Annotated in this window: 15 protein-coding genes; 9 read left to right on the plus strand and 6 right to left on the minus strand. The window is 69.3% G+C overall.

The features are described from left to right. Positions 1 to 73: 73 nt before the first annotated feature. Together ACIBK4_RS09825 and ACIBK4_RS09830 are read left to right on the plus strand one after the other, a co-directional pair. On the plus strand, positions 74 to 1,840 hold the full coding sequence (locus ACIBK4_RS09825) for a phosphatidylglycerol lysyltransferase domain-containing protein (RefSeq protein WP_398993821.1): 1,767 nt from the start codon (positions 74 to 76) through the stop codon (positions 1,838 to 1,840). After that, a complete protein-coding gene (locus ACIBK4_RS09830; protein ID WP_398993823.1) occupies positions 1,837 to 2,505 on the plus strand; it encodes a hypothetical protein in 669 nt (222 codons plus the stop codon). The genes ACIBK4_RS09825 and ACIBK4_RS09830 overlap by 4 nt, the downstream gene beginning before the upstream one ends. Positions 2,506 to 2,516: 11 nt before the next feature. On the opposite strand, the gene ACIBK4_RS09835 is transcribed toward ACIBK4_RS09830, so the two are convergent. After that, complete coding sequence (locus tag ACIBK4_RS09835; protein WP_398993825.1) at positions 2,517 to 3,284, minus strand: hypothetical protein; 768 nt, start codon at positions 3,282 to 3,284, stop codon at positions 2,517 to 2,519. A 60-nt stretch (positions 3,285 to 3,344) separates the two neighbouring features. Between ACIBK4_RS09835 and ACIBK4_RS09840 the strand changes: the two genes are divergently transcribed. After that, positions 3,345 to 4,121 carry an adenosylcobinamide-GDP ribazoletransferase gene (locus ACIBK4_RS09840; RefSeq protein ID WP_398993827.1) on the plus strand — a complete coding sequence of 259 codons (777 nt, stop codon included), beginning with the start codon at positions 3,345 to 3,347 and terminating at the stop codon, positions 4,119 to 4,121. A 94-nt stretch (positions 4,122 to 4,215) separates the two neighbouring features. On the opposite strand, the gene ACIBK4_RS09845 is transcribed toward ACIBK4_RS09840, so the two are convergent. From ACIBK4_RS09845 to ACIBK4_RS09865, 5 genes are all read right to left on the minus strand, one after another. Beyond that, positions 4,216 to 5,013: an endo alpha-1,4 polygalactosaminidase gene (locus tag ACIBK4_RS09845; RefSeq protein WP_398993829.1), complete on the minus strand. Its 798-nt coding sequence runs from the start codon at positions 5,011 to 5,013 to the stop codon at positions 4,216 to 4,218. Then, positions 5,010 to 5,660 (minus strand): spherulation-specific family 4 protein, encoded by a 651-nt coding sequence (locus ACIBK4_RS09850; RefSeq protein WP_398993831.1) that lies wholly within the window; start codon positions 5,658 to 5,660, stop codon positions 5,010 to 5,012. The genes ACIBK4_RS09845 and ACIBK4_RS09850 overlap by 4 nt, the downstream gene beginning before the upstream one ends. After that, positions 5,657 to 7,180: a hypothetical protein gene (locus ACIBK4_RS09855; RefSeq protein WP_398993833.1), complete on the minus strand. Its 1,524-nt coding sequence runs from the start codon at positions 7,178 to 7,180 to the stop codon at positions 5,657 to 5,659. The genes ACIBK4_RS09850 and ACIBK4_RS09855 overlap by 4 nt, the downstream gene beginning before the upstream one ends. Continuing rightward, positions 7,177 to 8,703, minus strand: coding sequence for a GT4 family glycosyltransferase PelF (gene pelF, locus ACIBK4_RS09860; RefSeq protein ID WP_398993835.1), 1,527 nt, complete (start codon positions 8,701 to 8,703; stop codon positions 7,177 to 7,179). The genes ACIBK4_RS09855 and pelF overlap by 4 nt, the downstream gene beginning before the upstream one ends. A 106-nt stretch (positions 8,704 to 8,809) precedes the next feature. Continuing rightward, complete coding sequence (locus ACIBK4_RS09865; protein ID WP_398993837.1) at positions 8,810 to 10,837, minus strand: hypothetical protein; 2,028 nt, start codon at positions 10,835 to 10,837, stop codon at positions 8,810 to 8,812. Between the two features lie 353 nt (positions 10,838 to 11,190). On the opposite strand from ACIBK4_RS09865, the gene ACIBK4_RS09870 reads away from it, so the two are divergent. From ACIBK4_RS09870 to ACIBK4_RS09895, 6 genes are all read left to right on the plus strand, one after another. Continuing rightward, positions 11,191 to 12,708: a leucyl aminopeptidase gene (locus ACIBK4_RS09870; RefSeq protein WP_398993839.1), complete on the plus strand. Its 1,518-nt coding sequence runs from the start codon at positions 11,191 to 11,193 to the stop codon at positions 12,706 to 12,708. A gap of 303 nt (positions 12,709 to 13,011) precedes the next feature. Then, positions 13,012 to 14,400 (plus strand): dihydrolipoyl dehydrogenase, encoded by a 1,389-nt coding sequence (gene lpdA, locus ACIBK4_RS09875; protein ID WP_398993841.1) that lies wholly within the window; start codon positions 13,012 to 13,014, stop codon positions 14,398 to 14,400. 57 nt (positions 14,401 to 14,457) lie between these two features. Beyond that, positions 14,458 to 16,260 carry a 2-oxoglutarate dehydrogenase, E2 component, dihydrolipoamide succinyltransferase gene (gene sucB, locus ACIBK4_RS09880; protein ID WP_398993843.1) on the plus strand — a complete coding sequence of 601 codons (1,803 nt, stop codon included), beginning with the start codon at positions 14,458 to 14,460 and terminating at the stop codon, positions 16,258 to 16,260. A gap of 210 nt (positions 16,261 to 16,470) precedes the next feature. Further along, complete coding sequence (locus ACIBK4_RS09885; protein ID WP_398993845.1) at positions 16,471 to 17,910, plus strand: hypothetical protein; 1,440 nt, start codon at positions 16,471 to 16,473, stop codon at positions 17,908 to 17,910. Continuing rightward, on the plus strand, positions 17,903 to 22,087 hold the full coding sequence (locus tag ACIBK4_RS09890) for an AAA family ATPase (RefSeq protein WP_398993847.1): 4,185 nt from the start codon (positions 17,903 to 17,905) through the stop codon (positions 22,085 to 22,087). The genes ACIBK4_RS09885 and ACIBK4_RS09890 overlap by 8 nt, the downstream gene beginning before the upstream one ends. Further along, on the plus strand, positions 22,084 to 22,833 hold the full coding sequence (locus ACIBK4_RS09895; RefSeq protein ID WP_398993849.1) for a CHAT domain-containing protein: 750 nt from the start codon (positions 22,084 to 22,086) through the stop codon (positions 22,831 to 22,833). Before ACIBK4_RS09890 ends, ACIBK4_RS09895 begins: the two co-directional genes overlap by 4 nt. The last annotated feature ends 233 nt before the right edge of the window (positions 22,834 to 23,066 follow it).

The following is a 23,066-nucleotide window of genomic DNA, read 5'->3' on the forward strand; positions in this document are numbered from 1 at the left end:
CGGTCGTGGCGGCGGCCGTTGCGGCGGCGGATAAGAACCGTTCGTCGCGACAACGCCCATATGATCCTCCTTCATGGGAGATGTCCGGGTCGGGCCCGTTCAGGAACGTCATAGCTCAGGCGCCTCGCGACGGGCCGCGGCCTTTGCCGTCTGGTATTTGCGGGCCGTCGCGTTCATCAACTTCCTCAGCGCGGCGTGGGTTTCGCTGGGGCAGGACGTACGACGGCACAACCAGGAGAACTTCTTCACCCCGTATCTGCTGACGGCGGGCTTCGCGTCCGGGGTGTTCACGGCGTTCCTCGCCATCACCATGCGGCGCCGCAAACGCGCCGCGTGGATCCTGAATCTGGTGGTCAGCGGGCTGTTTCTCGCGCTGTTCGGGTTCGCCATGTCGTTCCAGGAGATCCGCCGGTACCCGCAGAACTGGATCTCCCTGGTCCTGACGGCCGCGTTCGTCGCCTCGCTGGTGGTGGGGCGGCGGGAGTTCTACGCCAAGGGCGACCGCTCCAACCCCCGGCTGGCCGCCGCCGTCGCCGTCGGCGGCACCCTGGTCGCCTCGCTGCTCGCCGGGCTGCTGGTGACGGTCACCAACCAGGCGCAGGACGCGTCCCGTTCGACCTTCGTGGAGCGCTGGCGCTACGGCGCGTTCCGGCTGGTGTCCATCGCCGCCCCGGAGAATCGCTTCCCCGGCATCTGGACCCCGAACTGGGCCAACGTCACCATCAACGTGCTCAGCACCGTCCTGGTCCTCGCGGTCTTCTACGCCGCGTTCCGCTCCCGGCGCGCCGTCGACCCGCTCACCGAGGACGACGAGAAGAAGCTGCGGGCACTCCTGGAACGGCAGGGCGAGCGCGACTCGCTCGGGTACTTCGCGCTGCGCCGGGAGAAGAGCGTGGTGTGGTCGCCGACCGGCAAGGCGGCCGTCGCGTACCGGGTGGTGGGCGGGGTGTCGCTGGCCTCCGGCGACCCGATCGGCGACCCGGAGGCGTGGCCCGGCGCGATCGAGCCGTGGCTCGCGGAAGCCCGGGTTCACGGATGGATTCCGGCCGTCATGGGAGCGAGCGAGGAGGCCGGCACCGTCTACGCGCGGCACGGCCTCGACGCCCTCGAACTCGGGGACGAAGCCCTCGTCGAGGTCGCCGAGTTCACCCTCGAAGGACGTGCCATGCGGACCGTACGGCAGGCCTACAACCGGGTGAAGCGGGCCGGGTACACAGTCCGCATCCGCCGCCACGAGGACATTCCCGCCGAGGAGATGGCGTACCTGCTCAAGCGCGCCGACGACTGGCGCGACGGGGCCACCGAACGCGGGTTCAGCATGGCGCTGGGGCGGCTCGGCGACCCCGACGACGGGCAGTGCGTGATGCTCGAATGCACCGACGGGGACGGTGAGTTGAGGGCGGTGCTGTCCTTCGTGCCCTGGGGTCCGCACGGGCTGTCGCTGGACCTGATGCGGCGCGACCGCGACTCCGACAACGGGCTCATGGAGTTCATGGTGATCGAACTCCTCCGCCGCGCCCAGGAGATCGGAATCACCCAGGTTTCGCTCAACTTCGCCATGTTCCGCTCGGTCTTCGAACGTGGGGCGCGGATCGGGGCCGGGCCGGTGCTGCGGCTGTGGAGGTCACTCCTCAGCTTCTTCTCGCGCTGGTGGCAGATCGAGTCGCTGTACCGCGCCAACGCCAAGTACCGGCCCATCTGGGAACCCCGGTTCCTGCTCTTCGAGAAGAGCGCGGACCTGCTGCGCATCGGCCTCGCGGCGGCGCGCGCGGAAGGGTTCCTGGAGGCGCCGGGACTGCCGAAGTGGCTGCACCGCAAGCACCTGGAGACGCACAGATGAACCGCCTCGCCCGCTGGGCCCGCGCCGAATGGGGACTGCTCTACGTCACCGCGCGCGAGCCGCTGCTGAAGCGGCACTGGCGGGCGATCCCGATGACGATCGGGGCGGTGGCTCTGACGGCGGTCCTGCAATTCGTGCAGAACCAGTCCTGGGGCTACCAGTTCGTGCAGGACACGGGCGCGGTACGGGCCGTAGACCCGCTGTGGCTGGCCCTCCTCCGCACCCCGCTCTCCCTCTTCGTGCCGGCGCTCGACCTCCCCGTGTGGGGCGCCCTGGCCCAGATCCTCTTCGTGTTCGGCATCGCGGAGATCGCCCTCGGCCGCTGGCGCACGCTCGTCATCGCCTACGCCGCGACCCTCGCCGGAACCTTGTACGCCCGTCTCGGTATCTGGCTCGGCTTCGACAACCCGTTCGGGCTGCCCAGCTCGGACCGGCTGGTCGTGGACACCGGTCCCTCGGCCGCCGTGGTCGGCCTCGCGGTGTTCGTCGCGTGGCGCTACGGCGCGTACGCGACCGCGCTGGCGGTGACCGGGGCGATGGCGATCGAGGTGATGCTGAAGGGGAACCTCGCGGGCAAGGAGCATCTGGCGGCGATCATCGCGGTGGGGTTGCTGTGTCTGGCTTCGGCGCTACGGCATCGGAGGCGGGGGCGCCGGGTCGGGTAGGCGGGGCGTACTCATGGGCGCCCGGGAATCCGCACCGGCTCCGGGTCCGGTTTACCGCCGAGCCAGTCCTGGACCGCTCGGCGCGGGCCCGCCCAGCGGCGGTCGTGGTGGTAGGCGCGGAGGGTGGAACGGGCGCGGGCCCGGTGACGGCGGTTGCGGTAGAAGCGCTTCGCCCAGGGGGAACCCGGGCGGGCCAGGCGGATCGCGCCGACGAGGGCGACCAGCGGGACGAGGATGCCGAAGACCGCCGTGCGGGCCTTGCCCTTGCTCAGGGCGATGAGCGAGAAGAGGAAGTTCACGGCGACGCTCACGATGACGCCGGCGCGGTCGTGGAGTTCGGAGGCGGTGAGGTCGTTGACGCCGAAGGGCGAGAAGCCGGCGAGCACGAAGCCGACCAGGGCCGCCGTGAGCACCACCGCCTCGACGCTCTTGCGGCCGGCCTCGGTCCAGTAGACGTCGTCGAGGTAGAGGATCAGCGCGAACTCGTCCAGGACCAGGCCCGCGCCGATCCCGAAGACGATCGCGAAGAGCGCCGATCCGACGCCGTAGCGAGTGCTGGCGACAGCGCCGAAACCGCCGAGGATGGCGAGGACGACCCCCGGGACGACATGGTGGATGTGTACGTCGCCTGCCTTGATGTTGCCGAAGGGGCCCTTGCCGGCGCGGATCAGGCGGGTGATGACCCGGGTGATGAGGAACGTCAGGACGAAGGCGGTCAGCGCGAGGAGGAGCGGGAGTTTGCCCGGCTCGACGATGTTGCGGTGCAGCCAATGTCCCATATGGGCACTTTAGCCATGGCCGCGAGGGGTGCCCTGTTGACCGCCGGGTAATCTGCGCCGGTGTCCAAGACCTCGCCCCTTGACGGCTTCCGCTTCGCGTTCGGCACGCTGACTGTTCTTCCGGTCAGGGTGACCCGTTGGGATCGTGATGCCGCGCGGGCCGGGATGCTGGTGGCGCCGCTCGTGGGGGTGGTCGTCGGTGGGTGTGCGGCCGGGCTTGGGCTGCTGCTTCTGGTTCTCGGTGCGGGTCCGTTGCTTGCCGCGGTCGGGAGTGTTGCCGTGCCTGCCGTGCTTACTCGGGGGCTGCATCTGGATGGGCTTGCGGATACTGCGGATGGGCTGGGGAGTGGGAAGCCGGCGGAGGATGCGCTGCGAATCATGAAGCAGTCGGACATCGGGCCGTTCGGGGTGCTCGCCCTTGTGTTCGTGGTTCTGGCTCAGGTGGCTGCGTTGGCTCAGATCTACGGCGACTCTTGGGCTCGGGGGGCGGTCGGGGCGATCGTTTCCGGGGTCGCGGCTCGGCTTGCGTTGACGTTGGCGTCTCGGGTGGGGGTGCCTGCGGCTCGACCTGAGGGGTTGGGGGCGGCGGTTGCGGGAGTGGTACCGGTTCGCTGGGCGCTGGGCCTGGGGGTGGGGGTCGTTGTCGTGGGTTGGGTGTGCGGGGTGGGGCTGGGGATCTATGGGGTCGGGCCGGCGTTTGTTGTGGCCCTGGTTGTCGGCGAGTTTCTTCTGCGGCACTGTCGGCGGCGGTTTGGTGGGGTTACGGGGGACGTGTTTGGGGGGCTTGCGGAGACTGCTGCTACGGCTGCGGTCGTGGTGCTTTCGCTTGGTTGGTGAGTGCGGGTGCGTGGGGGCTGGTCGCGCCCACGCGGCGGTAGCCGCAAATCAAATACAGCCCCGCGCCCCTAAGGGAGTTGCCCTCGGGCTTGTTTTAGCAGGACCGGCGCCATGCTCCCAGCTCGGGCTTCTTCAGTAGTGAACTCAGCTTCAGGCTGCGGGAGTTGGGGCAGAAGCGAGCCGTCGGGAGGTCGTACTCGACGTGGAAGACCGCCTTGTTCGCCTTGATGAAGGGGGTCAGGGTGTCGCACTCGTCGTACTGGGCGCACTGTTCGTTGACCGCGAAGTCGAAGTCGCTTACCAGGGCGGGGATTTGGTCCAGGTCGTTCTTTAGACCTACCGCCATTCCCCGGGCGTGGGCCAGCTTGGCGATCAGGCGGTTGTAGCGGAGTTGGTCGGCGGCCTTCAGAGGGAAGCCGGTGTCGTTCTGGTAGCCGTCCATGTTGTCGGGCTCCACCGCGTCGAAGCCCTTCTCCTTGCACATGTCCAGGCGGGACGCCATCAACGGCTCCAAGACGTCCGTGCGGCGGATGTCCAGCCAGCGTTCGCCCTTCCAGCCGTTGCCCTTGCCCAGGATCGACTTGGGGAACTTCTTGGCGTCGGGGCGGAAGTCCTCCCAGGCACCGGTGGAGATGTAGCAGATGACCTTGCGGCCCTTGTCGTGCAGCGCGGTCACCGTTGCCTTGGAGTGGTCGAAGCCGTCGATGTCGTAGACCGGGACGTCGACGGATGTGTCCAGGCGGCCGCTCAGTTGCCACTGCCAGGCCACTCCCGGGCGGGGTTGCCAGCGCTTCCCGGTGGTCTGGGTGGGGGTCGGCCTGTCATCGGGGGTGGATGTGCAGGCTGCGAGCAGGAGGAGGAGCAGGGCAAGCAGGAGGGTGGGGCGTCTCACTGAACGGGCTCCAGGGTGTGGGGCAAGGTACCCCACGGATGATCTCCCACGCCCGGTACCGCGCAGTGCACCGAGGCCCCTCGGGCTCGGGCCTCCGCTTCGAAGGCGATGTCGGACGGAACGCCGTAGACGAGGTGACCGAAGCGGATTCCTGTGGTGCCTCGCCAGGATTGGGGCGGTAGGCCGCGGTACGTCGTCCAGGGGCCCTCGAAGGTCACCAGGACGTCGGCTATGCGGGCGTACGACGGGTGCGGGGTCGTGCCGTGGTTCAGGACCAGCGTGCCGCAGCCTGTGCCCCAGGCCGCGGTGGCGATGCGTTGGTAGTGCCTGAACTCCGTTTGGCCCGTTGCCACTTGGTCCAGGAAGGCGCCGTCCGTGCCGTACCAGTCACGGTAGTTGGTCAGGTCCTCCACTACGTCAGCGTAGGGGCGGTGGCCGTAGTCCGTGTCCGTGTAGCCGAGCAACCGTACGTCCGCCGCGCGGAGTTGGGCCGCCACCTCGGCGAAGGCCGGGTCCGGGGCTTCGCCGGGGCCGCTCGCCGGGTTGAGGACCACGGCGTAGAGGCGGGGGGCCGCCGCCACGATCGCGGCCCATTCCGCGGGGCGGACGGTCGGGTGTTCGTAGTACGGGACCAGCAGTTGGCTCATCGGTGGGCCGTGACCCTGCCCAACAGGCCGCAGACCAGGGCCGCTTGGACCAGGGCCGCGGTGCCGTTCACGTACAGGGCGATCCAGTGCGGGCTTGCCGCGTGGCTGAGGAGGGCCAGCGTCTGGGCCACGGCCGCCGTGCAGCAGATCGTCGCGGCGCCCAGGACCGCGCCGAACGACTGGAGGAGCAGGCCCGTCCATAGGACCATGCCGAGGAGGAGCAGGGCGGTGAGGCTTACTCCGTTGAGGGCCGGGGTGTGGGGCCAGAGGGTGCTTGCCAGGAAGGTCAGGGCGGAGAGGGCTGCCAGGTATGTGGCCAGGCAGAGGGTGAGGGTTGTGCCTGTTGTCCGCCAAAAGGCCTTTGGGGTACGGCTGTTGCGCAGGCCTGTGAGGCTGCCGCTGCGGAAGCGGTAGAGCAGCCACTCGGCTGGGCCCATGCTCAGGGTCAGGGCCACTGCGGCTGGGGCTGCCGCTGCGCTGTGGGTTTCGCCGGCCAGGATGTCTCCCAGGGCGGCGTAGAGGACCAGGGCGCCGCTGCTGAAGCCGAACAGGGCGAACGGTAGGGATGCTGTTAGTCGGGGGGACATTGTTGATTTTTGGCTGCGGGTCGGCCGTGGCTGGTCGCGCCCACGCGGCGGTAGCCGCAAATTGAACACAGCCCCGCGCCCCTTAAGGGCAAGCCAGTCCGGCCTTACTTCAAGTAGCGCCAGTGTCACTACCGCCAGCAAGGAACCCAGGAGCAGGACCAGCCGCGCTGCATCTGGTACCTCGTGGGCCATCGCCACCACCGCGCCCGCTGTCATTGGCAACAGCGTTGCCAGCAAGGCCCGTTCGCGGCCCATGACCAGCAGGACCGTGGCTGCGCCCAAGTAGCAGGACTGGCCCGCGGCGAAGGCCACGGCCGCCGGGTGGGCCGTGCCCGCGACCGACAGGGCTACCGCGGCGCCCAGCAACGCGCCCAGGGGGGCGCCGATGAGGAGGCTGTGGCGGGCCGCCGGTTTGTCGCCCAGGCCCAGCCAGGAGTACGCCCGGTGGGCCAGGCCCTGGTTCCAGGTCCAGCCGACCAGGGCGCCGGCCAGGAGGGGGAGGGTGCCTGCGGGGAGGTTGAAGGACTCGGGCCGGCCGGCGAGCAGCGGTTCGCCGAGGACGTAGCCGAAGCCGGGCAGCGCGAAGACCACGCCTCTCAACAGGCAGCCGAGCAGGCCTACTTGCCAGGGGTCGTGGACGGGGCCGTCGGGTTCGGGAAAGCGGCGCGCTACGCGTTCGTACAACTCCTCCGCCAGGGCGAAGGAGTTCTTGACGCCGTAGCGCTCGCGTATCTGGTCGTCCGACATGCCGTCGGATTCGAGGAGAGCCGCTATCTCGTCGGGGTGCACGGCCGCGGCGACGAACTCGTCGAGGCGTTCGGCGAGTTCGTCGATCGGGTCGGGTTCGGCCCAGCTCGGCGAGGGGCGTTGCTTGGGGACGCCGGGGAGGGTTTCCGAACTCGCGCCCGGTGGCAGCCAGATGGAACCGGTCACCAGTCGGTTCCGTCCGTCGCGACCGCCTTGTACCACGGATCGCGCAGCTCGGCGGTCCAGTCGGCGACGGTCTCGACCGTGGGCTCGTACACTTCGGGGCGGCCCGCGAGCTCTTGGTAAATAGTCCGGAAATTGTCCACGGATCGACGCAACGTAAAGCGCTCGATCACCCTCTGGCGGGACAACTCACCCAATTTCAGGCGGCGTTCGTCGTCGCGGAGGAGGGTGAGGGCGGCGGCGGCCATCTTCTCCGGCTCGCGCGGCGGGACCACGAGGCCGGTGTCGCCGACGGCCTCGCTCACTCCGCCGACGTCGGTCGAGACGGTCGTACGGCCGCAGGACATGGCCTCGATGATGGAGAAGGGGAAGCCTTCTGAAATGGACGACAGCATTACTACGTGGCCTGCTGCGTACGCGCGCCAGACCTCGCTGATGCGGCCCTCGAAGGTGACGCCGTCGGTGACGCCCAACTCGGCTGCGAGCTTTTCGAGTTTGGTGCGGTAGGCCTCGCCGCCGGCCGGGACCGGGCCGAAGAGGCGCAGCCTTGTTTCGGGCATTTCGGCGCGGACGGAGGCATACGCGCGTAGAAGTGTTTCGAGGTCCTTGATGGGGTCCACGCGGCCGCACCAGGAGAGTGTGGGGATCTCCGGTTCGGGGCCCGCGTGCGGGAAGGCGGCCGGGTCGACGCCGTTGTAGACCGTGCGGATCTTGTCGCCGTCGGCGCCGCCGCGCTCCTCCCAACGGCGGTTGTACTGGTTGCACGGGGTGATCAGGTCGGCGGCCTTGTAGCCGTGGGAGTTCAACTCGCGGTAGAAGCCGAGCATGAACGCCTTCACGGGCCAGCGCTGGCCGTCGCGGCGGTAGCCGAGGTAGCGCTCGCGCAGGTAGATGCCGTGCTCGGTGAGGAGGAAGGGCACTCCGTCGAGCTTCTTGGCGGCGAGCGCGGGCAGGGTCGCGAGGCCGCTGCTGACGGCATGGGCGACACAGTCCTCGGGGATCCGGACGCCGAGCGGGCGAAGTGCGTGCTCCAGCAGGTCCGTTGCGGTGAGCGCGTCGTGAACTGTCGGGCGGGCGGCGGCCGTTGCCAGATGCGGCATCGTCCATATCCACATCAGCGAGCGCAGCGCCGTCTCGGTGCGCAGGGCCGCCGACAGGCGTCCGTCGCGGGCGAGTTGGGCGAGGTCGTAGAGGCTCTCGCCGAAGTCGCAGTGCGCCTCGGGGTCGAGGAAGGAGAGCAGGAACCGCTCGTAGGAGTCGACGAAGCGGCGGCGGGCGGCGCCGTACAGGCCGTGCCGGTGGCGGCCGGGGCGCGGGCCCCAGGTCGGCACGGACGTGTGCCGGTAGGCGTTGGACGGCAGCTCCCAGGTCACGGGTTCGCGACCGCTGCCGGTGAGCGACAGGATGTGGAAGTCCACCTCCGGCATGCCCTTGACGAGTTGGTCGCACCAGGTGCTGACCCCGCCGTGGACGTGCGGATAGGTGCCTTCGGTGAGCATGGTGACATGACGGCCGGTGCGCATCATGCGAGTTCCCCCCTGCGGAACTGTCTACGGCTCTGGCGCGCACCCCGGCCGGCCCTGTGGTGGCCGGGGTGCGCGTGATGGCTGGCTGCGCTGCGCTGTCGTGGGGTCAGGCGGGCAGGTTCAGCGTGAGAGCGGTCTGCGTAAGCTCCGGCGTGGTCCAGGCCGAGCGCTCTCCCGCGTACGGCGTCCCGAACGCGGTGGTGCCGAGCAGGAGTTGCTTGGTGGTCCCTTCGGGTGCGGTCAACGGGATCTGGATCCCGGTGGGGGCGTTGACGGTGACGGTGTCGCCGACGCGGTACGCCTCGACGTCGCCGTTCGTGACGGCGGTCTGCCAGGCGGCACGGTTCTGCAGTTCGGTGCCGATCGCGCTCTCCCGCAGGTTCTCCAGCGGGGTGTTGTCGGCGAACAGCGCCTGGTAGTCGGCGAGCACCTTGTCCAGGACCGGGTAGAGGACGCGGTCCTCGGCCAGGTTGGACTGGTGCGCGTAGTGCGGGAGCGGGTCGTTGCTGATGGCGTGACCGAGGTCGGTGGCCGCCTCCTGCGGGACGATGTAGTCGTCGTAGCCGGTGGCGGTGTCCAACGGCGCCGACAGGCAGGTGGAGTTGGGGTTGTTCTCGCAGACCCCGCTGCCGCCGTCGGCCGTGGAGGTGTAGATCCAGTTGTACTCGTCGGCCATCTCGGCCTTGGTGCCCGCGTTGTAGTACACGTTCATCGGGTAGCGCGGCACGGTGAGCGTGTCGCCGACGGCCCGCTGGTCGCTCTCGCGGGAGTGGTCGGAGGCCGTCCACTTGATGCCGTTGGCGGCGAGGGCGCCGGCCAGGTTCGGGTTGTCGTCGGGCTGCTGCGGCAGCGTCTTCAGACCCGAGTGCTCACCGGTGACCAGCTCGTCCCGCTCGACCGGAAGGCCGTTCGCCAGCGCCCAGTTGTAGTTGTTGGCGATCTCCGCGGAGATGTCCGCCTGGCTCATGTACTGGGTCGAGCCGTCGGCGTTCTTCGCGCAGCTCCACGGCACGGTCGTCAAGTCCTGGACGCAGCCGAGGAATTCGTGCGAGTACGTGTGGTTGATCCAGCGGAAGTCGGCCTTGTCGGCGAGGAGTTGGTCGGTCAGGGCGTCCGTGCCGCCGTTCTCGCTCTTCCAGTCCTCGCCCAGGCCCGCGTTGAAGGCCAGGTCGAAGGTGAAGCCGTGGTCCTGCTCCCACTGGGCCGCGTAGACCGCGTCGGCAGCGGTCATCCGGATCGGCGTGGACGTCGAGCCCTCGCCCGCCGCGCAGTCGTAGTCGCCGGGCGTGCAGTTGAGCTCGGTGTCCCAGCGGTCGTCGGGCGCGAAGACGTCGTCGACATGCACGGAGAAATAATTGCGCGCCTGGCCCAGGTGCACGCCCTGAGTCAGCCACTCGACGATGCCGCGCGCCAACACCCGGAACTGCTCCTGGTATTGGTTGTACGCGAAGGTCAGCACCAGTTCGCGGCGCCCGTCGTGGGCGTACTCGCCGACCAGGCTGCCGCGCCCGGTACCGCCCGGTACGGCGGTGTCGACGTAGCTCGTGAAACCGGTTCGAGGCGTGGCCACGAAGCCGTAACTCTCCTGCACGGACGAGGAGTTGTCCTCGAACGTGAGCGGCCCGTCAAGATAGCCGAAATAGCCCGCCTTGCCTTCGGACGTGACATCTGCTTCATGCCCGTCGAGTGCCCCGGTGTAGGCCGCGTAGTCGAGACCGACCTCCGGGTGCGCCCAGGTGTAGGCGTCGACCTGGGGGATGCCGTACGTCGTCTCGTAGGCGTCCAGCGCCGTCTGTTCCGCCGAACTCGTCCCGAACGGCGCCTCGTTGGGCAGGACCACGCCCTGGTACTTGGCGCGCGGCACACCGTCGACCGTGTCACTGAGGAAGGCCGCGTCGATCGTGGGGCGGCCGGAGTCGTTCAGGTTCACAGTCGTGTACGGGATGCCCTCGCTCTTCAGCTGGGCGGCGATGGCCTCGACGGGACTGTCGCCGTTGTCCACGACCAGTACCTTGAGATCGATGCGAGGCTCGTCGGCGGCCGATGCGCCGGGCGCCTCCAGGCCCAGCACCAACAGTCCCGCGGCCGCCAGTACAGCGGCCCCGGTTCTCCACTTGTGCGCTCTGTGCGCCATGTCGTCCCTCCCCCAAGCGATCCCCCCTGTGGTCGACTCGCGGAGGATCCGTGGAAATCATGCAAACCGATGAGCATGTCGCCCACATGAACCTCACGAGTGTGACGCAGGACATCCAGGGTGAGGATCGAGAAGTGGCCACACGCCCGCCGGCGGGCGCCCCTCCGCTCGGCGCTTTCCGCGGCCCCGCGAGAACGAGCCATCAGGCGCACGCGCGTACGCTCGTCCTGGGTGCCCAGCGGCCCCCTGTCTCCACCGCCGCCGCAGGTCGGAAATAGGGTCGGCTGTCGGGCCCGGTCGACCCACACCGATCGACCACAGCAACTCCACATCGGAAGCGAGAATTCACCACTGTGACTGCTCTCACTCTCAGCACCGCCGCGGCGCCCGGCCTGCGGGCCGACGCGATCGTGATCGGTGTCGGCAAGGGCGGCAAGGGCCCGGTCGTCGCACCGGGCGCCGACGCCGTGGACAAGGCGTACGACGGCAGGCTCGCCGGCGTCCTGGAGACCCTGGGCGCCTCCGGTGCCGAGGGCGAGATCACGAAGCTGCCCGCACCGGCCGGCTTCAAGGCCCCGCTCGTGCTCGCGGTGGGGCTCGGCACGGAGCCCGAGGAGGGCGAGGCGTACGGCGCCGAGGCGCTGCGCCGGGCCGCCGGCGTCGCCGCCCGCGCGCTCACCGGCGCCAAGAAGGCCGCCTTCGCGCTCCCCCTCGCCGATGCCGCCGACGCCGGCGTGATCGCCGAGGGCGCGCTGCTCGGCGCGTACTCCTTCGACGCGTACAAGGGCGGCGCCAAGGACGCCAAGGGCAAGGCCCCGCTCGGCGAGGTCGCCCTGCTCGGCGGCAAGCCGCGCGACAAGGAGTACAAGGCGGCCGTAGAGCGCGCTCTGGCGGTCACCGAGGAGCTCAACCGCGCCCGCGACCTGGTCAACACCCCGCCGAACGACCTCGACCCCGAGGCCTTCGCCGCCGTCGCGCAGACCGCGGCGAAGGAGCACGGCATCAAGGTCGAGGTGCTCGACGAGAAGGCCCTGGAGAAGGGCGGCTACGGCGGCATCCTCGGCGTCGGCGCGGGTTCCGCGGCCGGGCCGCGGCTGGTGAAGCTGTCGTACACGCACGCGGACGCCACCAAGCACCTCGCGTTCGTCGGCAAGGGGATCACGTACGACTCGGGCGGTATCTCGCTCAAGCCGGCCGGGCACAACGAGACGATGAAGTGCGACATGAGCGGTGCGGCCGCGGTGTTCGCGGCCGTTGTCGCCGCGGCGCGGCTGGGGCTTGCCGTCAATGTCACCGGGTGGCTGGCGCTCGCCGAGAACATGCCGTCGGGGTCCGCGACGCGACCCGGTGACGTGCTGCGGATGTACAGCGGGAAGACCGTCGAGGTGCTCAACACGGACGCGGAGGGCCGGCTGGTTCTCGCGGACGCGCTCTGGGCTGCGTCTGCGGAGAAGCCGGACGCGATCGTGGATGTGGCGACGCTGACCGGGGCGATGGTTCTGGCGCTCGGGAGTCGGACGTTCGGTGTTATGGCGAACGACGACGCGTTCCGCTCCGCGATCGTCGAGGCGGCGGACGAGGTTGGTGAGCCGTCGTGGCCGATGCCGTTGCCGGAGCACCTGCGTAAGGGGATGGACTCTCCTACCGCCGACATCGCGAACATGGGTGAGCGGATGGGTGGGGGGCTCGTCGCCGGGCTGTTCCTTCGCGAGTTCGTTGGCGAGGGAATCACCTGGGCGCACCTTGACATCGCTGGGCCTGCGTTCAATGAGGCGGGCCCGTTCGGGTACACGCCCAAGGGTGGCACCGGGTCTGCGGTGCGGACGCTCGTGCGGCTTGCGGAGTTGACTGCTGCCGGGGATCTGGGCTGACGTTCTGCGCCTAGTAGCTCGGTGCCTTGGGTGCGTGGGCGACTGCGGGTCGGCTGTGGCCGGTCGCGCAGTTCCCCGCGCCCCTGGGGGGTCGCACCTCGGGATGGTAAAAGCCGCAGCGTCTCTCAAGTGAGCGTGTGGTGTCTCACACCAGGGCCCGGCGTCTCGTTGGGCCTCGACAAGTGCGAAGATGGGCTCGGCAGGACAGGGCCCCCACCACAGGGCCGAAGAAAGAGCGGCCGGACACCAGCCGCCGACCGGTCGTCGCCGACCGGCGTGGCGCACATGCATGGAGGACGTGACGTGGCGAACGACGCCAGCACCGTTTTCGACCTAGTGATCCTCGGCGGTGGTAGTGGCGGTTACGCCGCGGCGCTGCGCGGGGCCCAGCTGGGCCTGGACGTCGCCCTGATCGAGAAGGACAAGGTCGGCGGCACCTGCCTGCACCGAGGTTGCATCCCCACCAAGGCCCTGCTCCACGCGGGCGAGATCGCCGACCAGGCCCGCGAGAGCGAGCAGTTCGGCGTCAAGGCCACCTTCGAGGGCATCGACGTACCGGCCGTCCACAAGTACAAGGACGGCGTGATCTCGGGCCTGTACAAGGGACTCCAGGGTCTGATCGCATCCCGCAAGGTGCACTACATCGAGGGTGAGGGCAAGCTCTCCTCCCCCACCTCCGTCGACGTCAACGGCCAGCGCATCCAGGGCCGCCACGTCCTGCTGGCGACCGGCTCCGTGCCGAAGTCGCTGCCGGGCCTGGAGATCGACGGCAACCGGATCATCTCCTCGGACCACGCCCTCGTCCTGGACCGCGTCCCGCAGTCCGCGATCATCCTCGGCGGCGGTGTCATCGGCGTGGAGTTCGCCTCCGCGTGGAAGTCCTTCGGCGCCGACGTGACGATCATCGAGGGCCTCAAGCACCTCGCCCCCCTTGAGGACGAGAACTCCTCCAAGCTTCTTGAGCGCGCGTTCCGCAAGCGCGGCATCAAGTTCAACCTGGGCACCTTCTTCTCGAAGGCCGAGTACACCGAGAACGGTGTCAAGGTCACCCTCGCCGACGGCAAGGAGTTCGAGGCCGAGGTCCTGCTCGTCGCCGTCGGCCGCGGGCCCGTCTCCGCCGGTCTCGGCTACGAGGAGCAGGGCGTCGCGATCGACCGCGGCTACGTCACGGTCGACGAGTACATGCGGACGAACGTCCCGACCATCTCCGCCGTCGGCGACCTCGTCCCGACGCTCCAGCTCGCGCACGTCGGCTTCGCCGAGGGCATCCTGGTGGCGGAGCGTCTGGCCGGTCTGAAGACCGTTCCGATCGACTACGACGGTGTCCCCCGGGTGACGTACTGCCACCCCGAGGTCGCCTCCGTGGGCATCACCGAGGCCAAGGCCAAGGAGATCTACGGCGCGGACAAGGTCGTCGCTCTGAAGTACAACCTCGCGGGCAACGGCAAGAGCAAGATCCTCAACACCTCGGGCGAGATCAAGCTCGTCCAGGTGAAGGACGGTGCCGTGGTCGGCGTCCACATGGTCGGCGACCGCATGGGCGAGCAGGTCGGCGAAGCCCAGCTGATCTACAACTGGGAGGCGCTGCCCGCCGAGGTCGCCCAGCTGATCCACGCCCACCCGACGCAGAACGAGGCGCTCGGCGAGGCCCACCTGGCTCTGGCCGGCAAGCCTCTCCACTCCCACGACTGACCCCCTCGGTCGGACGACGACACAGACTTCCGCAATTCGTAAGGAGCAACCGAAACCATGGCGGTTTCCGTAACCCTTCCGGCGCTCGGTGAAAGCGTCACCGAGGGCACTGTCACCCGCTGGCTGAAGGCCGAGGGCGAGCGAGTAGAGGCCGACGAGCCGCTGCTCGAAGTGTCGACCGACAAGGTCGACACCGAGATCCCCTCGCCGGTCGCCGGTGTGCTGGCCTCCATCAAGGTGGCCGAGGACGAGACCGTCGAGGTCGGCGCCGAGCTGGCCGTGATCGACGACGGTACGGGCGCGCCCGCCGCGGCTCCGGCCCCGGCCGCCGAGCCCGAGGCGGCTCCGGCCCCCGAGCCCGCTCCGGCCCCGGTCGCCGAGGCCCCCGCGGCTCCGGCCGCCCCGGCCCCCGCCGAGACCCCGGCCGCTCCGGCCGGCGGCGCCTCCGGCACCGACGTGGTCCTGCCCGCTCTCGGTGAGTCCGTCACCGAGGGCACGGTCACCCGCTGGCTGAAGGAGGTCGGCGAGGAGGTCGCGGAGGACGAGCCCCTCCTGGAGGTCTCGACCGACAAGGTCGACACCGAGATCCCCTCCCCGGTCGCCGGCGTCCTGCTGGAGATCCTGGTCGGCGAGGACGAGACCGCCGAGGTCGGCGCCAAGCTCGCCGTCGTCGGCGCCCCGGGTGCCGCTCCGGTCCCCGCCGCCCCGGCGCCCGCTCCGGCGGCTGCCGCTCCGGCCCCGGCCCCGGCTCCCGCGCCGGTCGCCGCGGCTCCGGCCCCCGCTCCGGCTCCGGCGCCCGCTCCGGTCGCCGCCGCTCCGGCTCCGGTCGCTCCCGCCGCCCCGGCCCCCGCGCCGGTCGCGGCTCCGGCTCCGGTGGCCCCGGCCGCTCCGGCGCCCGCCGCCGCGCAGGCCACGGACGACGGCGCCTACGTCACCCCGCTGGTGCGCAAGCTCGCGTCCGAGAACGGCGTGGACCTGTCCACCGTCAAGGGCACCGGCGTCGGCGGCCGTATCCGCAAGCAGGACGTCATCGCCGCCGCAGAGGCAGCGAAGGCCGCCGCAGCCGCTCCGGCTCCGGCCGCTGCCGCCGCCCCGGCCGCCACCGCGGCGAAGAAGACCCCGACCCTGGAGGCCTCTCCCCTCCGCGGCCAGACCGTCAAGATGCCCCGCATCCGCAAGGTCATCGGCGACAACATGGTCAAGGCGCTGCACGAGCAGGCGCAGCTGTCCTCGGTCGTCGAGGTCGACGTCACGCGCCTGATGCGCCTGCGCGGCCAGGCGAAGGACTCCTTCGCCGCCCGCGAGGGCGTCAAGCTCTCCCCGATGCCGTTCTTCGTGAAGGCGGCGGCCCAGGCGCTGAAGGCCCACCCGGCCATCAACGCCCGGATCAACGTCGAGGACGGCACGATCACCTACTTCGACACCGAGAACGTCGGTATCGCGGTGGACTCCGAGAAGGGCCTGATGACCCCGGTCATCAAGCACGCGGGCGACCTGAACATCGCCGGTATCGCCAAGGCCACCGCCGAGCTCGCGGGCAAGGTCCGGGCGAACAAGATCACCCCGGACGAGCTGTCCGGCGCGACCTTCACGATCTCCAACACCGGTTCGCGCGGCGCCCTGTTCGACACGATCATCGTGCCCCCGAACCAGGTCGCGATCCTCGGCATCGGTGCCACGGTCAAGCGCCCGGCGGTCATCGAGACCGAGGAGGGCACGGTCATCGGCGTCCGCGACATGACGTACCTGACCCTCTCCTACGACCACCGCCTGGTGGACGGTGCGGATGCCGCCCGTTACCTGACGGCGGTCAAGGCGATCCTGGAGGCGGGCGAGTTCGAGGTCGAGCTCGGCCTGTAGTCAGTCGGTCGGTTATCTAGCTAGTTTTTACGGTGCCCCCCGTCCGGAGAACTCCGGACGGGGGGCACCGTAGTTTTTCTGTCCTCGTCGCTGCCTTCACCTGACGTGCTCTCCCCCACCCCACTACCGTGAGTGAATTCACAGCGGCCGTTCCGCAGACGCCGGACGACGAACGACGGCCGCAGCGGTTCGAAAAACGGGGGGAGCCGCATGAAGCGCGCACCTGTGCACGACCTTGTGGTGGTACTGCCGGGCATCATGGGAACCCGGCTCGCGGACGCCGACGGCGGCGCGGTCTGGGACCTGTCGGGGGGTGCGTTGTGGCGGGGCCTGCGTACCTTCGGCCGTTCGGTCCAGCGGCTGCGCCTGCCCGACGACCTCGGTGACGACCACCCCGGCGACGGCGTACGTCCCCTCGCCACCATGCCCGACCTCCATGTGATCCCGGGCCTCTGGCACCCCGTCGACGGCTACAGCTCGCTGCTCCGCTGGCTCGAACAGAATTTCACCCTGCGTAGCCGCCAGCCGAACGACCCTCCCACCACCCCCGCGAACCTCGTCGAGTTCGGCTACGACTGGCGACTCTCGTGCCGCTACAACGCCCACCGCCTCAAGGAACGCGTCACCGAGGAACTGGAGCGCTGGCGCTCGTCGGCCCCGGAGCGCGCCGACGCCCAGGTCGTCTTCATCTGCCACTCGATGGGCGGACTGGTGGCCCGGTTCTACGTCGAGTGCCTCGGCGGATACGAGGTCACCCGCCGCCTGATCACCCTCGGCACCCCGCACCGCGGCTCGCTGGACGCCCTGACCCACCTGGTCAACGGCCTGCGCAAGGGCTGGGGCCCGTTCGGCGTGGACCTCACCGCCTTCGCCCGCTCCCTCCCCTCCCTCCACCAACTCGCCCCGGACTACGCCTGCGTCTCCACGTCCGACGGTCTCGCCCACCCCCGCGACCTCCCCGGCCTGCCCGGTCCCGACGAGAAGCTGCTGGCCGACGCCGCCCGCTTCCACGCCGAACTGCGCGAGGCCGCTGAGTCGCCGGGCCGCGACACCCTCACCGACCTCGTGACCATCACCGGCGTCCGCCAGCCGACCGCGACGACGGCCGCGTACACCGGCGAACTGCTGGTCCCCGCCTGGGAGATCGACGGCGTCGACGAGGGCGGCGACGGCACCGTCCCCCGACTGTCGGCCCGGCCGGCCAACGCCGCCGGTACGGGACACCTGACCTCCGAACTCTTCACCCCCAACGAACAGCACGGCTCCCTCCAGAACAACCGCGGGGTGCGGGACACCCTATGGGGCCAGCTCGGACACGAGGCACCCTTCCATCGCGGCGAGGGGGACGCGGGCACACCGGCGCTGAGTGTGCTGGCGCCGACGTTGCTGGCGCACGGTGAGCCGTACGAGGTGTCTGTCTCGGTGCCGGACGGGGTGCGCGGGTACGACGAGTTGCTCGTCGCCGCTGAGCTACGGCCGGCGGATGGACGGGCGGAGTCGTCGCGTTCGCTGCGCAATCTGGGTGGCGGGCGGTATCGCGGGGTGTTTCCTGCGCCGGAGGGCGGGGGGTATCGGTTGGCGGTACGGGTTGAGGGGCGGGCGGAGTCGACGGTTACCGCGTTGACGTTGGTGGGTGAGCTGGGTGAGTGAGCAGCAGAGGCAGCAGCAGATCCAGGGGACGGTGCTTGGGGTCGCTGTGCGGACGTACAAGGCCGGGCAATTCCCCGAACTCCCCAACTCGGTGCAGCAGTTGGAGGAACTCTGCACGTTGTTGGAGGGCTACGGCTATACGCCCACGGTGGTGAAGGACCCCGGGCGCGACAGCCTCAAGGGCTCGGTGGAGGAGTGGCGGAAGGGCTGGGAGGAGAGCGGGTCACACGGGCCGGCGATCGTGGTGTGGTCCGGGCACGGCGTACTCCAGGGCCAGGACAAAGATTTCCGGCTGATCGTGCACGACACACAGAGCGTCGACGATGAGGAACAGACGTACTCGGCAAGGCTGTTGACCAGTGTGGCCCTGCGTAGTGGCGCCGACCAGGTGCTGATGCTCATCGACACCTGTTACGCGGGTGCCGGGGTGGTGGAGTCCGTACAGAAGGCACTGGCCACCTGGTCCGCGCGGAGCCTCCCCGACGGCCGGTCGACCTGGCTCGGGGTGGTCGCGAGTTGTCGTCCACAGGAGAAGGCCGAAGGGCGCGGAGTCCTGCTGGAGACCGTGACGGACGTCCTGCGCGACGGCCCCCGGACCAAGAGCTATCGGCACGAGTGGAGCCCCCGCAACTGGCGAGTCACCGGGGCTGCGGTCATCCGGGCCGCCCTCGATCAGTGGCCCGAGGACGAGGGGCAGCGCCCGGTCCCTGCTTCCCTCGGCCAGGATCTGCCGATGTTCGGGAACCCCCACAAGGCGGAGAAAGGGGAAGCAGAGCTGGTAGAACACCTGGTCAGGGCGGCGGCCGGGGCGGACCGGGTGGAGGAGGGCTGGTTCTTCACGGGGCGCAAGCGTGTCCTCGGCGAGATCGTCGACTGGCTCCGGGCCAAGGAAGCGGGGCTGTTCCTCGTCACGGGCAGCGCGGGCAGCGGTAAGTCGGCGGTGCTGGGCAGGGTGGCGACGCTGTCCGATCCCCGGCACCGTGCCGACATCGTCAAGCATGGGGCGCTGCGCGAGGGCGACCCGGATCCGAAGAAGGACTCCGTGGATGTTGCTCTGCACCTCCGGGGCCTCACGGTTCAGCAGTTGGCAGAGGCGATCGCCCGGCGGTTGGGGCTGGACGCTCCCGAAACGCCGGCGGCGCTGATCGCCGACGTCGAGCGCGAGTGGCCCACCTCGGGTCCGCCCCCGGTCCTACTGCTGGACGGTCTGGACGAGGCTGCCTCCGAACAGGCCGCGCCGATCGTCGAGCAGTTGCTGTCTCCGCTGAGCCGTATGGCATGCGTCCTGCTCGCCTCCCGGGACCGACCGTTCAACCCAGACGCCGTGGCGGCCGGCGAACCCCTCGACGAAGCGGTCAGCCGACTCCTCGGGATCCGGGCACGCGCGGCCGGTCTGGACGACGAGGCCGACACCGGCGACGACATCGAGGAGTACGCGCGCCGTCGGCTCCATCGCACAGGGCTCCCCGACGAAGCGGCCGCCTTGATCGCCCAGCGTGCCTCTGTGGGTCATGGAGGCTTCCTCTTCGCGCAGATGGCGGTCGATGCCGTGCTGAGGCACGTGCCGGGGACGTGCGCAGAGGGTTGGGAGACGAGTGTCCCGGCGTCCATCTCCGCGGCCTTCGCCGAGGACCTGGCCGCGGGACCGCAACTGGAGCAGAACGGCGAACTGCTTCCTCTGGCCGCTCAGGAACTACTAACGGCTCTTGCCTGGGGCACCGGAAACGGCATGCCCGCCAGGGGGGTCTGGGAGGCGGCGGCCACTGCGCTCAGCACGAGGGGAACCGTCTATGAACGGGAGCATCTGGACTGGCTCCTCAATTCGTATGGCCGGTACGTCGTCGAGGACAGCGACGGCATCCAGGCCGTTTACCGGCTCTACCACCGTGAGTTCATCGAGCATCTGAGGGAGTTGTCCGGCAGGCAGCGCGAGGAGGGGCAGCCAGGTCCTGCCTTTCTCGTCGCGCGCGGCCTCGTCGACCTTCTGCGACAGCAGAGCGATGACGCTGCGGTTCTGGAACATGCGAATCCCTATCTGCGGGAGTCGCTGGCAGAGCACGCGGTCATGACGGGGGGCAGAGGGATCGCGCTGGTAAGGGAACTCGTGGAGCTGCGGGAGGAAGTGTTCCGGCCTGATCTGGCGAGGGCGCTGGGCGAACTCGCCCGGTTGCTGTCGGAGGCCGGACTGAGAGAAGCAGCACTCACACCATCACAGGAGGCTGCCGATCTCTATCGCACCCTCGCCGAGGCCAACCCCGCCGCCTACCTCCCCAACCTCGCCATGTCCCTCAACAACCTCGCCGCCCACCAGAGCGGAACCGGGGACCGAACCGGCGCACTCACCACCATCAACGAAGCCACCCACCTCTACCGCACCCTCGCCGACACCAACCCCGCCGCCTACCTCCCCAACCTCGCCAGCTCCCTCAACAACCTCGCCGTTCACCAGAGCGAGACCGGGGACCGAACCGGCGCACTCACCACCATCAACGAAGCCGTCACCATCCGCCGCACCCTCGCCGACACCAACCCCGCCGCCTACCTCCCCGACCTCGCCACCTCCCTCAACAACCTCGCCAACAGCCAGAGCGAAACCGGAGACCGAACCGGCGCACTCACCACCATCAACGAAGCCGTCACCATCCGCCGCACCCTCGCCGACACCAACCCCGCCGCCTACCTCCCCGACCTCGCCACCTCCCTCAACAACCTCGCCAACTATCTGGGCGAAACCGGAGACCGGACCGGCGCACTCACCACCATCAACGAAGCCACCCACCTCTACCGCACCCTCGCCGACACCAACCCCGCCGCCTACCTCCCCGACCTCGCCACCTCCCTCAACAACCTCGCCGTCCATCAGGGCGAAACCGGGGACCGGACCGGCGCACTCACCACCATCAACGAAGCCACCCACCTCTACCGCACCCTCGCCGACACCAACCCCGCCGCCTACCTTCCCAACCTCGCCTCCTGCCTCAACAACCTCGCCGTTTACCAGAGCGGAACCGGAGACCGGACCGGCGCACTCACCACCATCAACGAAGCCGTCACCATCCGCCGCACCCTCGCCGACACCAACCCCGCCGCCTACCTCCCCGACCTCGCCGCCTCCCTCAACAACCTCGCCCGCATCGCTCCTCCCCAGGAAGCCCTCACCGCGTACACCAAAACAGAAGAATCCCTGGCCGCTCATCCCGCAGCCGCACGCCAAATCACCGCCCAGCGCGCGGAATTCCAGCTCGCGCACGCGGACCAAGACGCTGGGATCCGCACTCTCATCGACATGCTCCTTTCACCCCTGGACGGCCCGGACCCCGTCGCTCTCAAAGCCCGACGTCTTTTGCGTAATTGCCATCGCACAACCGCAACAGCGGCCGTCCAAGTCCGCACCGCATGGCGCACAGCAGCCGGTACAGAAGCCCCGGCCTGGATCGACCTCCCCGAGACGGCGTTCGACCTCGCCATCGCTTGGATCCAATGCCCTACCTGGGCCGACGCCCGCACCTTCTGGGACGAGCACGCAACCGACCTCCAGTCCCCCGAAACGATCGTGGCCCTGGAAGAACTCGCCCTCGCCTACGAGTCCGCCGAACAGCATCTCCACATCGCCCGAGCCGCCACAGCCGACACCCCTGACGCCGCGTTCCGCCCGTACGTCACTGGCGAGCTCCTGAGCGCCTGGATGGACTGCCCCAACTGGGATGAGTCCCAGGTCTACCTCTCGAACCACGCAGAGGATCTCCTGCATGACCAGGCCGCAGCACTGCTCGCCAGCGACACCGAATCAGCCCAAGCCGCCGTCCATTTCGCGCTTCTCAGTCTCGCCCGCGCAGACGGAGTCCCCACCGCCTACGGATACATCGCAGACCGCACCGCCCTGAACGAACGGATCCAGAGCCTGCTGGCAACTCCGGACGCCGAATTACTCAACGCCTGCGCACTGCTCGAACTCCTCATCCACCAGGACGAGTTCACCGCCACCGTCCACCTGTCGATCTCAGCAATCCTCGCCGAGTCCGCACACGAACCACCCTCCTGGCCCACTCCCACCCCCACCCCCTCCGACCGAGACCGCGCCCTAACCGAAATCACCACCCTCATTGGCCGCTCACCCCAACACGCTCAAGCCCTGGGCACCCTCATCCAAAGCATCCTGACCTCCACCACCGCATGACACCTCCACCCCCGCCCGCAACCCCACTCCCACCCCCAACCCCCTCCGTAATCCTGGTAGTCCAAGCAGCCTCCCCACGAATCCCGGGCACCCCAGACGCCGCCGCCGAGTACCGCGAGATGCAGCGCGCCATCACCCACGCCCAATACGCCCAAGCCCTCACCCTGGAAAGCCTCCAAGCGGCCCAGGCAAGGGACCTCCCCGACCGCCTACTCCAAAGCACCCCCGCAGTACTCCACTTCTCCGCCCGAGGCACCCCCGGCGCCGGCCTCCGCTTCCTCACCGACGACGGCGGCGAGGCCCCCGTCTCAGACCAGGGCCTGTGCAAGCTGCTCACCGAGTTCGTGCCGGAAGGACTACGGCTCGTCGTCCTGAGCGCCTGCTGGACATGGGAGTTGGCACATCTGCTGGCAGGGACCGTGCCCTGTGTCATCGGCACCGGCGGCCCGATCACCGACACGAGTTGCCTCGACTACTCCCGCACCCTCTACAGCACCCTGGCCCACGGCCGCTCGGTCGCCAAGGCTCACAGCGTCGCCGTAGCAGCTGCCGAGATGTACGGCGCGGACCTCGGCTGTCTTCCGAAGTTGCTGACCGCGCCGGGTGTGTACGCGGAGGCCCTGCATCTCGTCGGCGCCGAGTACCGCACGCCGCCCACCCGGACCACCGTCAAACCGCAGGGCGGCGGCTTCTCCTGGCGGCTGCGCAAGAAGCCGATGTCTGGTGACCCGGATCTATGGCCGTAGCCGACGTCACCGAATCGACGAAGACGCCCGCACCGCTGCTGCACTGATCACAGCTGAGGCGACCGTCCAGCACCGGTAGGTCCGCTCGTCCACTGGCACCGGCGGTTCGACCTGCACTCAGCCACCTGACCCACACGTCACACAGCACATCCGGACCACCGTGACACTTCCAGGTGCCCTCCACCCCACCCCCATGTAAGTCTCGTCTCACCTGCATGAAAGCACCCCCGTGC

The organism is Streptomyces sp. NPDC050528, from assembly GCF_044457795.1.
In the GTDB taxonomy this organism is placed as follows: domain Bacteria; phylum Actinomycetota; class Actinomycetes; order Streptomycetales; family Streptomycetaceae; genus Streptomyces.